Annotated in this window: 9 protein-coding genes and 1 riboswitch; of the genes, 6 read left to right on the top strand and 3 right to left on the bottom strand. The window is 63.9% G+C overall.

From position 1 onward, the window contains the following. The first annotated feature begins 68 nt into the window (after positions 1–68). A riboswitch (SAM riboswitch) is annotated at positions 69–189 on the top strand. An 87-nt stretch (positions 190–276) separates the two neighbouring features. Continuing rightward, positions 277–1,287, top strand: coding sequence for a homoserine O-succinyltransferase (locus AAC067_RS04460; RefSeq protein WP_339929982.1), 1,011 nt, complete (start codon positions 277–279; stop codon positions 1,285–1,287). Then, a complete protein-coding gene (metB, locus tag AAC067_RS04455; protein ID WP_339929980.1) occupies positions 1,284–2,465 on the top strand; it encodes a cystathionine gamma-synthase in 1,182 nt (393 codons plus the stop codon). The genes AAC067_RS04460 and metB overlap by 4 nt, the downstream gene beginning before the upstream one ends. A gap of 25 nt (positions 2,466–2,490) precedes the next feature. Here the strand turns inward: metB and AAC067_RS04450 are convergent, their stop codons facing one another. Then, the gene (locus AAC067_RS04450) at positions 2,491–2,868 is read right to left on the bottom strand and encodes a VanZ family protein (RefSeq protein WP_339929978.1); all 378 of its coding nucleotides are present in this window, start codon (positions 2,866–2,868) and stop codon (positions 2,491–2,493) included. 215 nt (positions 2,869–3,083) lie between these two features. Between AAC067_RS04450 and AAC067_RS04445 the strand changes: the two genes are divergently transcribed. After that, positions 3,084–5,297, top strand: a complete 2,214-nt coding sequence (locus AAC067_RS04445) for an AGE family epimerase/isomerase (protein ID WP_339929976.1) — start codon at positions 3,084–3,086, stop codon at positions 5,295–5,297. A gap of 10 nt (positions 5,298–5,307) precedes the next feature. On the opposite strand, the gene AAC067_RS04440 is transcribed toward AAC067_RS04445, so the two are convergent. Further along, a complete protein-coding gene (locus tag AAC067_RS04440) occupies positions 5,308–6,144 on the bottom strand; it encodes a metallophosphoesterase (protein ID WP_339929974.1) in 837 nt (278 codons plus the stop codon). 166 nt (positions 6,145–6,310) lie between these two features. Here AAC067_RS04440 and acs point away from each other — a divergent pair, with 166 nt between their 5' ends. Then, positions 6,311–8,242, top strand: a complete 1,932-nt coding sequence (acs, locus tag AAC067_RS04435) for an acetate--CoA ligase (protein ID WP_339929972.1) — start codon at positions 6,311–6,313, stop codon at positions 8,240–8,242. 72 nt (positions 8,243–8,314) lie between these two features. Here acs and AAC067_RS04430 read toward each other — a convergent pair whose 3' ends face one another. Next, positions 8,315–9,193: a class I SAM-dependent methyltransferase gene (locus AAC067_RS04430; protein WP_339929970.1), complete on the bottom strand. Its 879-nt coding sequence runs from the start codon at positions 9,191–9,193 to the stop codon at positions 8,315–8,317. Between the two features lie 518 nt (positions 9,194–9,711). Here AAC067_RS04430 and AAC067_RS04425 point away from each other — a divergent pair. Then, positions 9,712–11,667 carry a nucleoside-diphosphate sugar epimerase/dehydratase gene (locus AAC067_RS04425; RefSeq protein WP_339929968.1) on the top strand — a complete coding sequence of 652 codons (1,956 nt, stop codon included), beginning with the start codon at positions 9,712–9,714 and terminating at the stop codon, positions 11,665–11,667. A 69-nt stretch (positions 11,668–11,736) separates the two neighbouring features. After that, complete coding sequence (wecB, locus tag AAC067_RS04420) at positions 11,737–12,873, top strand: UDP-N-acetylglucosamine 2-epimerase (non-hydrolyzing) (RefSeq protein ID WP_339929966.1); 1,137 nt, start codon at positions 11,737–11,739, stop codon at positions 12,871–12,873. Positions 12,874–12,887 lie beyond the last annotated feature (14 nt).

Genomic DNA, 12,887 nt, shown 5'->3' with positions numbered 1-12,887 from the left:
TTTGCCGGCCTGGAGACCCTCTTTCGCGAGGGGATTGACGGCGGCGCGGTCGTTCGCCAACGTAGAGCCACTCATCAAGACCGGCTGAGGGATAGGCCCTTTGACGCCGGGGCAACCTGCGTGTGGCTACCCGCCGCGCGAGATGGTGCCAACTCCTGCGGGGTTCTCCGGAGCCGCGAGAGATGAGTGAAGCGAAGGCCCCGCCATTGGTGGAGTCCGGCGTCTTCACGGGTCTGTCACTGCATGAGTCTCGATGGGCGAGACCTGGAGTGACCCGTGCCCATCCCCTCCCCGACACCTCACCCCCTGATCGACGGCCGTGACGTGCATGCGATGATTCCGGCTGACTTTCGGCTGGAGTCCGGCGAACGGCTGACGGCGGACCGGGTCCAGGGTCGTCTGCTCGGGCCGGACGACGGGCCGTTGATCGCGGTCGCCGGCGGTATCTCCAGCGGCCGGTTTCCGTCGATCGATGCCGCGGGCGCGGCCGGCTGGTGGCCCTGGCTGGTCTGCCGCGGCGGCGCGGTGGACCCGAGCCGGGCGCGGGTGCTGGCGTTCGACTTCCTGCCGGGGAACGACGACGCGGCCGTGACCATCACGGCGACTGATCAGGCCCGACTGCTGAAGCTGTTGCTCGATGCGATCAGGGCAACCCGCCTCGACGCCTTTGTGGGGGCCTCCTACGGCGGGGCCGTGGCCCTGGCCTTCGCCGCCGCCTTCCCCGACCATATAGGCCGTCTGGTGGTGATCTCTGCGGCGCACCGGACGCACCCGATGGCCACCGCGTTGCGCGGCCTCCAGCGCCGTCTGCTGGCCTTCGGCCGTGCCACCGGACAGGAGGCGCAGGGGGTGGCCCTGGCCCGCGAACTGGCGATGATTTCCTACCGGACACCCGAGGAGTTCGGCCTGCGCTTTGCCTCGACCCCGCCTGCCGCGGCGGGGGATGCCTATCCAGTCTGTGACTATCTGACCGCGCGCGGCACTGCCTACCGGCAGGTCATGGCTGTAGATCGCTGGATCAGCCTGTCGGATTCGCTGGATCGTCACGCGGTCGGGCCCGAACGGATCCTCGCCCCCCTGACCCTGATCGGTTTCACCTCCGACCGGCTGGTGCCGATCGAGGACCTGCGCGACCTCGCCACCCGCGTCCCGGCACTGGAGCGGTTCGTCGAGGCCCCCTCGATTTTCGGCCATGACGCCTTCCTCAAGGAACGCGAGTTGATCAGTCGCACCCTGACCGACGCCCTCCTCCCCCTGTTCACCCGCCCCCGTGAGACCGCCGCATGACCTGTCCCCCTGCCCAGCATCCCGCGACCCTGGCCGCGCGCCACGGCGTCAATTCCGATAGCGCCCACGGTGCGGTGATGCCGCCGCTTTATCTGTCGAGCAATTTCAGTTTCGACGGCCTCGATGGCAAGCGGCGCTATGACTATACGCGCTCGGGCAATCCGACCCGTGACGTGCTGGCCGAAACCCTGGCCGAGCTGGAAGGCGGGGCCGGGGCGGTGATCACCGCGACCGGCATGGCCGCGGTCGACCTGGCCCTGTGCTCACTGGAGCCCGGCGATCTGCTGATCGCGCCGCACGACTGCTACGGCGGCACCCATCGCCTGCTGACGGCCCGGGCCCGGCGCAAACATTTCGACGTGATCTTCGTCGACCAGGGCGACACCACCGCCTTTGACGCGGCGTTGTCGCAGCGGCCGAAACTGATCCTGATCGAGACCCCGTCCAATCCACTGATGCGTATCGTCGATGTCGCCGACCTGTGCCGCCGCGCCCATGCGGCGGGGGCGAAGGTCGCGGTCGACAACACCTTCCTGTCCCCGGCCCTGCAGCAGCCGATCGCGCTGGGGGCCGATCTGGTGATCCACTCGACTACCAAATACATCAACGGCCATTCGGATGTGGTCGGCGGGGCCGTGATCGCCGCCGACAAGGCCGATCACGAGCAACTGGCCTGGTGGGCCAACTGCCTCGGCGTCACCGGTTCGCCGTTCGACGCCTATATGACGCTGCGCGGCGTGCGCACCCTGTTCGCGCGGATCGAGCGCCAGCAACAGACCGCCCAGCGCGTGGCCGAATGGCTGGTTCATCAGCCGGCGGTTCGGGTGGTCCACTATCCGGGTTTGGCCAGCCACCCGGGCCATGCCATCGCCGCGCGGCAGCAGGCCGGTTTCGGAGCCATGCTCAGTTTCGAACTCCATGGCGGGCTCGACGCGGTGCGCGGCTTCGTCGACGGCCTGGCGGTGTTCACCCTGGCGGAATCCCTGGGCGGGGTCGAAAGCCTGGTCGCCCACCCCGGCCTGATGACCCATGCGGCGATGACCCCCGAGGCGCGTCGGATCGCGGGCATCACCGATGGTCTGTTACGCTTGTCGATCGGACTGGAGCACGGCGACGACCTGCTGGCCGACCTGACCCGGGCCCTGGAAGCGCTGCCGGTCGCGGCCGAGGCAGCCTGAGACCGGACAAACCAGAACCGATTGTCTAGGATCGGGTCCGGGCGGCTTGCCGTCCCGGTCGCCCGGTCCCGTCGATCAGCGGCTTCAGCCTGGCCATAACGAAGAAGGCCACAGTGATGCCGATGAAGTCGGCGAGGAAATCTCCCCAGCTGGCGTCGCGCCCGATCGCGCCCTGGATCAACTCAACCAGACCGCCGATGACCAAGGCCAGCAGGCAGGGTAGCAGCCGGGTGCTGCGCCAGATCAGGATCTCCAGACACACGGCGATCATGAAAAAGGCAACGGCGTGGGCCAGTTTGTCCGACACAATGGCCAAGCGTTCGATGGCAAGAACCGGGCCCAACATCAGGGACAGGAGGCCGGCAATCACCGCCGCCGCGAACAGTCTGAGAAAGGTCTTCATAAATCATCCGGCTGAAGGGCGGTCCACCTAGCAGGCCGGTGCCGCCCTTGTCGCCGGGCAAGGAGTCCTGCGTCTGCGGCATTATTCAGGCACACCTCAAGATTGAGTGAAATGATCTGAGACGGTTGCGCTGTTGCGGTCATCTATCGCCATCGCTGCCCGTCAACCCTCGAAAGGGATTGGCATTGTCTGATCGTGAAAGCTAAGGCGTTGGCATGGTCCTGTTTCCAGTCATCATGTGCGGCGGTGTCGGCACCCGGCTCTGGCCGGCGTCGCGACCGTCCCGCCCGAAGCAGTTCCTGCCATTGGTTGGGCATCGATCGCTCTTCCAGGAAACTGTGATCCGGGTCGCGCCGCTGGTCCGGAACGGCGGTAGGTTAGTCGTCGTCGGCGGATTGGCCCATCGCCACTGGATTATCGGGCAACTGGCCGAACTGGGTGTCGAGGCCCAGGTCCTGCTGGAACCCGAAGGCCGGGATTCGGCCCCGGCCATGGCCGCGGCGGCGGTCTGGGTCTCAGAGCAGGACCCCGAAGGCATCGTCGCCTTCCTGGCCTCGGATCACCACATTCCGGATCATCCCGCCTTTCGCGAGGCCGTCGTCGAAGCCGCCCGCGCCAGCGGCTCCGGCCGGATCGTGACCCTGGGGGTTCGCCCCACGGAGCCGTCCTCGGCCTATGGCTATATCAAGCCGACCGGACCGGGCCTGTCGGATGTCGCCGCCTTTGTCGAAAAGCCGGATGCGGCCACGGCCGGGTCCTATATTCGCGACGGTTATCTGTGGAACAGCGGCAATTTCATCGTCCCGGCCCGGACGCTGCTCGATGAGCTCCGTACCTTCGCGCCCGAAATCGAGACGGCCGTGCGCGCGGCCCTGAACTGTGCCGATACGGACAGCGTCCAGACGCTGGCGGACAGTTTCAGACACGCCCCCCGCATCTCGATCGACTATGCGGTGATGGAGAAGACCCGCCGGGCCGCCGTTCTGGAGGTGGACTTCGCCTGGTCTGATCTGGGGGCGTGGGACGCCATCGCCGCCGCGAGCCAGGACGACGACAGTCAGCACGTCCGCGTGGACACCGCCAACTGCCTGATCCGGGCTCCAGCAAGCACCCTGGTCGCGACCCTCGGCGTGCGCAATTTGGCGATCATCGCCGAGGCGGACGCGATCCTCGTCTGCGACCTTGATCGCGGCCAGGAGGTAAAGGCGGTGGTCGAACAGATCCGTCGTCGTTCGCCGGAACATTTGGACTTCTCCACGGTGACGCCCGAGCCCCTCGTGGACGGCGGCCGTCGCTTCGCCGACTGGCTACGCCTGCGCGCGCTGCCGATCTGGTCGACCCTGGGCCAGGCCGGGACCGGCCTCTTTCTTGAGGCTCTAACGCTGGAAGGTCGCGTCGCCCCTCGCCCCCACAGGGCCCGTGTCCAGGCCCGGCAGATCTTTGTCTACACTGAGGCCGGACGGCTGGGCTGGACCGGACCATGGCAGCGGATCGTATCGCTCGGCGTGGCCCGGCTGCTGGATTCCCATCTACGCGACGACGGCCTGAGCCGGTCGCTGGTTTCGGACAGCGGCGCATCGCTCGACGACACGGCCCGACTGTACGATCAGGCCTTTGTGCTGCTGGCGTTGGCCACCGTGCGTAGCGCCGGGGTGGACGCTGAGGCGGCAGAGGCCGCAGCGACAAGGCTGCGCGAGACGCTGCTGACCCAGACCCTGCCGAACGGTGGCTTCAGAGAGGCGGGCGACCATCCGTATCAGGCGAATGCCCATATGCATCTGCTCGAGGCCTGCCTGGCCTGGGAGGCGGCCGGGGGTGATGCCGGCTGGTCGGAACTGGCGGACCGGCTGGTGGTCCTGGCCTTCGACGCCTTCATCGATGCCGAGGGTGGGTTCCTGCGTGAATTCTTCAACGCCGACTGGACTCCGGCCGAGGGCGGGGACGGCACCCTGATCGAACCCGGCCATCAATTTGAATGGGCCTGGCTGCTGACCCGATACGGTCGCAGCCGCGGTAACGCCCGCGCGCTGGCCGCCGCGACCCGCCTCTATGCCGCCGGACGGCGTGGCGTCGCCGAGCATCCGGCGATCATCATCGACGCCCTGAACACCGACGGCTCGGTGCGCAGCCGGCAGGCCCGGCTATGGCCGCAGAGCGAATGGTTGAAGGCGGCCCTGATCCTGGCGGAAACCGCGTCCCCCGACGAGCGGATCGCCCTGCTGGAAGACGCGGCCACGGCCCTGCGGGCGCTGTGGCTGTATCTGACGCCGGGCGGCCTGTGGCATGACAAGCATCTGCCCGGCGGTGGCTTTGTCGCGGAACCGGCCCCGGCCAGTTCGCTCTATCACATCATGGCCGGCTTCCAGCAGCTGGCGGCGTCCTGGCCGATGGTGGCGGACGACGACGAAGCCACCCTGACGCTGGGTTAGGCCGGACCAGTCAGGCCGGAGCGGTCGCGGACCATGGGCGCACGACGATGTCGCCATCGGCCTGCTGCACGGCCTGCAGGAAGCGGTGATCCAGCCCCTCGAGTCGCACGGCGGTCAGCACACCCGACTCATAGGCCCGGGTGTCGATGCCGATGCGACGATGGTCGATGTAGGGATCGTCGGTCGGCGTATGACCATGCACAACCACCCGTTCGAAGCGCGTCTCATTGTTGAGGAAGGAACCGCGCACCCACATCAGGTCATGATTGGACTGCTCGTCCAGCGGCACGCCGGGACGCGCGCCGGCATGGGCGAAGAAATAGCCGCCGATGGCGACGCTGTATTCGAGTGATTCAAGAAAGGCCCGTTGACGCGCTGACAGCCGGTGGCCCAGGTCCGACGAGAGCGAGACCCAACCCTCCGGCCGGTGTTTGAGCACCGGCACCTTGAGGCCGAACGATTCCAGCGCCTGGGCCCCGCCATAGTCGCACCAGGCCGCACCGACCGAAGAGTCCTCAAGGAACTCGAGCATCTTGTCCTCATGGTTGCCCTTGAGGAAATGGGTTTCGAACGCCGGATCATCGGCCAGGGTCGCCAACCGGTCGATGACGCCGCGGGAGTTGGAACCGCGATCGATATAGTCGCCGAGAAAGACCAGAACCGGGCTCCGGCCGTCGCGGCCCGCGTCGCTGTCGGTGATGGCTGACAACAGCCGGTCCAGCAAATCCAGCCGCCCGTGGACGTCCCCGATCGCCCACACCACGCTGCCCGCCGGCAGGCCGGCAGGGACCGGTGCGGGCGCGGCGGGGGCCGCTTTTGGGGTACGATTGAACAGGCGACGAAGCATGACGGTCACATGCACTCAGGGAGCATCCTGTTCAACCTTGTTCACTCGGGTCCACATGCGGCCAAGAGTCTGAAAGGCCCCTGAGCCTGCCCGAGGCGGCCGGATGACTGGAATTCGGCGGCCGACTGGTGTCCCCTGCCCGGGAGCCCAAACCGCGAGGTCCGTCATGAGCGATTCCGAACTCTATCCTGTCTCCGCAGACTGGGCCGCGCGGGCCCACATGGATGCTGCGGCCTATGCGGTCGCCTGCAATGCCGCCCGTGAGACGCCCGACACCTACTGGGCCGAGCAGGCGAAGCGGCTGGACTGGATCACGCCGCCGACGATCATCAAGGACGTCTCGTTCGACAAGGCCGACTTCCGCATCCGCTGGTTCGCCGACGGGGTGCTGAACGTCGCGTGGAACTGCGTCGACCGGCACCTGGCCGCGCGCGGCGACCAGACGGCCATCCTGTGGGAAGGCGATGACCCGGCCAATTCCGGCGGGATGACCTATCGCGAGCTGCACCGCGAGGTGTGCCGCATGGCCAATGTGCTGAAGGATCTCGGCGTCGTAAAAGGCGACCGGGTGACCCTGTATCTGCCGATGATCCCGACCGCCGCCGTGGCCATGCTGGCCTGCGCCCGCATTGGAGCCGTGCATTCAGTGGTGTTCGGCGGCTTTTCGCCCGACAGCCTGGCCGGGCGGATCGAGGACTGCGGCTCCAGGATCGTGATCACCGCCGACGAAGGCCTGCGCGCCGGCAAATGCATCCCGTTGAAGGCCAATGTCGACGCGGCGCTGGAGAAGGTCAGCGTCGACGCCGTGCTGGTGCTGACCCACACCGGGGCCGACGTGCCGATCGTGGCCGGCCGCGACGTCCGCTATGACGATGTGAAGGATGGGGTCCGCGACGACTGCCCGTGTGAACCGATGAACGCCGAGGATCCGCTGTTCATCCTCTATACTTCGGGATCGACCGGCAAACCCAAGGGGGTTCTGCACACCACCGCCGGCTATCTGTTCTGGGCCGCCTGGACCCATGAGCTGGTGTTCGACTACCGTCCGGGCGAGGTGTTCTGGTGCACGGCCGACGTCGGCTGGGTCACCGGCCACACCTATGTCGTCTACGGGGCCCTGGCCAATGCGGCCACGACCCTGATGTTCGAGGGCGTGCCCAACTATCCGGACAACAGCCGCTTCTGGCAGGTGGTCGACAAACACCAGGTCGAGATCTTCTACACCGCCCCCACGGCCCTGCGCGCCCTGATGCGCGACGGCGACGCCCCGGTGAAGGCGACCTCGCGCAAGAGCCTGCGGCTGCTGGGCACGGTCGGCGAGCCGATCAATCCCGAGGCCTGGCGCTGGTATCATGAGGTCGTCGGCGACGGGAAACTGCCGATCATCGACACCTGGTGGCAGACCGAGACCGGCGGGGCCCTGATTGCGCCCCTGCCCGGTGCCACTGCGCTGAAGCCCGGTTCAGCCACCCTGCCCCTGCCCGGGGTCGAGCTGGAGCTGGTCGATGCGGACGGCACGGTGCTGGACGGAGCCGCCAGTGGCAATCTGTGCATCACCGACAGCTGGCCGGGCCAGATGCGCACCGTTTGGGGCGACCACGAACGCTTCTTCGACACCTATTTCAGCACCTATCCAGGCAGATATTTCACCGGCGACGGCTGCCGCCGCGACGCCGACGGCTACTACTGGATCACCGGCCGGGTCGACGACGTGATCAATGTCTCGGGCCACCGCATGGGCACCGCCGAAGTCGAGAGCGCCCTCGTACTGCACCCCCACGTGGCCGAGGCCGCCGTGGTCGGCTTCCCCCACGACATCAAGGGCCAGGGCATCTACGCCTATGTCACCCTGAACGCCGGGATCGAGCCGCACGACGACCTGAAACGCGCCCTGATCCTGCATGTGCGGAAGGAAATCGGCCCCATCGCCGCGCCCGATGCCATCCACTGGGCCCCGGGCCTACCAAAGACGCGGTCAGGAAAGATCATGCGGCGGATATTGCGCAAGATCGCCGAGGGCGAGGTGGAGGCGCTGGGGGACACGTCGACCCTGGCAGATCCGGGCGTGGTGGTGGCGTTGGTGGGGGGGCGGGGTTGAGGGGGCGACACGCAGGGCTCATGTCCAGGCTTCCTAAGGCATCGTGAGGCCCGGCACGCAAGCAAGCAGGGGCTAATCCCTGGTGAGCACAAAGGTGCCGCTGGTAGCTGCCAGATCGTCGATGGAATAGTCGGCGAAATCCCACGAAATCGCCTGACGACCCAGCTGAACCTCCCAATCCGGCAGGGTTTCGGGTGTATCTTCAAGAATTCGGAAGCCTGCTGTTTCGAATAATTTGCGGAAATCACTGTGGCGCAGACGGTTCTGATAGTGGATTCCTGGATTGAAGGCCGTCCACTCCGCGCCAGAGAATTGCAGGAAATTGTAATGACTTATTTGACCGCCTCGATGAGCATAGTGATCCGTATAGTCTATCGCCATACTGATGATCGCGCCCGGCCGGCAGATTCTCTTCAGTTCCTTTAATATCCGACCCAGCGCATCTCGTGGAATATGCTCCAGGGTACTGGTCGTAGCGCAGGCATCGATTACACCATCGGCCAAGCCGGTAGCGGCCGCGTCAGCCGGGGCTTGGTAATCAATCCCGTACTCCTTTTGAAGGTCGACCCAGTCGGTGACGGTTGCACCCGGCTGTCGTATCGCCGTCTCAGGCGGCTGACGACGAAAATGGTCGAGCGTGTGGTTGATGTATGCCGGTTTGGCCAGGGGTGAGAGATCGACGACCAACTGACGGTTCACTCCCATGCACCAGAGGCCCAACGGATGAAGCAGGTCCCATCCCGCACCGAATTCGAAATATTGAATTTCGGAAAGATCCAGCCCGTTGCGGCGAAAGGCTGCCGCGTGGGCCTCTGTTCGCACGAGCGGGTTTGAATAATCGGTACGAGGTATTGTCCGGGTGACCCGGCGCTGGACCTGATCGTAGAAGAGGCGACCGAACGGTGCCTTCTCGAAAACCCAAAACAGGCCAGCTTTGGTTTTCCAGTGCATGGCGCGAACCGTATCGAACGTACCAAACCTGACCAAGTGAAATCGAGCGTTGGGCGAGGATAAGTGTCCGCTCCAAAGGGGCATAGATTTGTCGCCTTCAAAGCACCACCAAAGAATTCGTCGTCACAGGCCAAGGTTCGCATGGCGCTCGAATCCGGTCACCGACCCGATCGGGTCGGTTGCACCCTTCCACCTGTCAATCCGGGTCGCACACACTGTTCTGCCTTTACTTTTCCACGATCCCGCCTGCCTACGCCCTTTTCCAGTGCGCCAAATTCCTTTAGGAGCGCGACTGGAGACTGCGCGAAGCTGAAACATGTGAGATAAGGTATTCGTCCAGTTCGCCCGACCACCTTGTCTGGAAGCCGTTCGGGACCGGCTTCTGGGCGGAAATGTTCAGATCTCGCCATCCGAGCGGCAACAGGCGCTACCCTGCGGCGCACCAACATGGACCTTGATGCCCGACCTATCCGCGCCGCTCTATCCTAATGACAAGTAGCCCCAAGAACCCCATCTGAATGACCATCAAGCCTGACCTTTCGTTCCAGACGAACCGTGACAAGGGCTGGATGAACCACGCGAACCTCGCAAAGCTGACGCTTCGATTCCTGTTCGGATATCTGGCGTTCGTCCTGGCCTTCAGCATCGCTTACGAAGTTCTTCCCTGGCGCAGGGACGATATTCCGGTATCGATCATGGGCTTTATCTATGGCGGAACTGCACTGATCTATGCAGCCGTCCTGAAAACCGAGCGATCCAGCTGGCGCTTTACCTCTTTCGAAGACCTGTTGAGAAACGTCAGGGCATCCATCCTGATTGGAATAACCTTTCTACTTATTGTGTTTGCCGTTCAGCGCGCAATTCTGCTTCCACGATCGGTTCTGGCTCTGACAATTCTGATCGATTTTTCACTGGTCGCGGCGGCTCGGGTCTCCCGCCGTGTTCTCAACGAGCGTCGGGGTGCCCTGTCGCTTCTGTCCGGACGCCGGCCAGCAGACACAAATATGCAAACCTTGCTGCTGGTCGGCGACCTTGGCAAGGCCGACGCATTCCTGCGTGAACTGGATCGCGAGCCAGATCGCGCCTACCGCGTCACCGGAATCGTTGGCGGAGAAGCGGGTGACGTCGGTGTGGAGGTACGCAACGTTCGCGTAATCGGCTCAACGAGCGAGTTCCCGAAAGTGGTCATCGCCCTGACCGAGGCGGCCAAGACCCCGGATGCAATACTGTTTTTGAATGACACGACAACGGCTGAAAATCCCGATGCCGTCGGACGGCTGAGAGCCGCAAACACCAAGCTTCTCCGTCTGCCTCGGCTCGCCGAAGTAACGGGGGGTACTGTTGGCACCGACGTCCGTGAGTTCAGTGTCGAGGAGCTACTGGCCCGTCCGGCGATCAAGTTCGACGTCTCGCCGATGCGCTCTTTCATCGCTGGCAAGAGGGTTTTGGTCACCGGCGGGGGCGGCAGCATCGGTTCCGAGATCTGCCGTCAAGTCTCTTCACTATCCTGCGCACATGTATCGATCGTCGATAATTCAGAGTTCGCTCTTTTCAGCATCGATCTACAGATCGCCACGGCCCACCCGGGTCTCTCTCGCCGCAGCATTCTCTGCGACGTGCGCAACAGCCACCAGATCGCAGCCTGGATGGAGTCCGAAAAGCCGGACATAGTCTTCCACGCAGCGGCCCTGAAACATGTGCACCTGGTGGAACAGCATCCGGGTGAGGGCGTGCTTACGAATGTCGTCGGAACCTCAAACGTCGCCGACGCGGCGATCCAGTGCGGTGCCAAGCACATGGTCCTCATCTCAACGGACAAGGCAGTCGACCCGTCAAACGTTATGGGGGCGACCAAACGAATTGCCGAAAGCGTTATCCGGTCACGTGGACACGGCACCTCCACACGTTTCAGTGCTGTGCGCTTTGGCAACGTCCTGGGATCGGCGGGTTCGGTTGTTCCGATATTCATGGAGCAGATTCAGCGCGGCGGCCCGGTCACAATCACCCACCGCGACGTCGAGCGCTACTTCATGACCATTCCCGAAGCCGTGCAACTCGTCCTGCATGCGACTGCATCTTCGGCGGCCCGGGAAAATACCACACCTTCGGTATTCGTGCTGGATATGGGTCGTCCGGTGAGAATTTTCGACTTGGCACGGCAGATGATTCAACTGTGCGGAAAGATTCCCGACGAGGACATCAAGATTGAATTCATCGGTCTTAAGCCGGGCGAGAAACTCACCGAAAATCTGATAGACAACTCTGAAATTGCCCTGCCCTCAACCGAGGGAGTGATTGAGGTTGTGGACGCCGGTACCCCCCCTCCCTTGTCACGCAGGACATTGCGGGACCTGGAGGCCGTCGCCCTTTCGGGCGACGAAAGCGCTATCCGCACTGCTGTCTTCGAAGTCATGGCTTCGGTTCGTTCCGCCGGTTCACCGAAAGGGGCCGACTGCAATAACACCAAGGCGTGAGCCCTCCCGCCGGTGGACCGTGGCTCACGGGCGCATTGACCCTACGATCATCCTGAATCCGCCGCCGGTATGGCATCGAACCTCACGAGAAACTGCTCAATGGCAAAAACTGTTCTGTGTGTGCTGGGCACGAGACCCGAGGCGATCAAAATGGCCCCCGTCATCCTGGCCCTTCGTGCGGCCGGCATCCGCCATACGGTTTTGGGAACGGGGCAGCACCGTGAAATGCTGGGTCAGGCACTCGGCCTATTCGATATTCAGATGGATCATAATCTTGACCTGATGCAACCCAATCAGACTCTCGCGAGCCTGACGTCGCGTTGCCTTACGGGTATCGACGAAGTCATCCGCAGTCTGGATCCTGCCTGCATCGTTGGCCAAGGAGATACGACGACGGTATTTTGCGCCTCGCTGGCAGCCTTTTACCAGCGCATACCGTTCGCTCATGTCGAAGCTGGCCTACGCAGCCACGATCTGCAAAGTCCATTTCCGGAAGAATGGAACCGGATCGCTGCCGGTCGATTGGCCACACTTCATTTTGCACCAACGGACACCGCGAGAGAGGCTCTTCTTCGGGAACATGTGCCCGATGACGACATACTGGTTACCGGCAATACAGTTATTGATGCCCTTAGCAGCATTCGAGATCGAGTTACGCCCTTCAGGTTCGAGGGTTTCGATCGTTACGCCTTGATCACCCTGCACCGGCGCGAAAATTTCGGGGAACCTGTCAGGGCTATTGCCGGCGTCATCCGGAACCTGGCTGAACGTCACCCCGACTTTGGTTTTGTTTGGCCTGTGCACCCGAACCCCAATGTCGACGGCATTGTCCGCGAGCAACTCAGCGGCTTGCCCAACGTTCGCCTGACCAAGCCGCTCGACTATGCGGAGTTTCTGTCCGTTTTCATGGGCTGTGAATTCGCCCTGTCAGATTCTGGCGGCGTTCAGGAGGAGGCCCCCACCCTGAGGAAACCCGTTCTGGTGCTGAGGGAGGAAACCGAGCGGCCTGAAGGTGTCGTCGCCGGCGTATGCCGTCTGGTCGGGTCGGATCCCACGCTGATCCTCGATTGGACAGAACGTCTGATCTCCAGCGAGGAGGAACGATCGGCAATGCGGCGTGATATTTCGCCTTATGGCGATGGCTGCTCCAGCCAGCGCATCGTCGCTTCACTCGCCCAACGTTTCCTCACGCCGAATCTGTCGTAACAACGGCGGCGTCG

Origin of the sequence: uncultured Brevundimonas sp. (genome assembly GCF_963977465.1) — a bacterium.
In the GTDB taxonomy this organism is placed as follows: Bacteria; Pseudomonadota; Alphaproteobacteria; order Caulobacterales; family Caulobacteraceae; genus Brevundimonas.
This window is presented reverse-complemented; position numbering and strand designations above follow the sequence as displayed.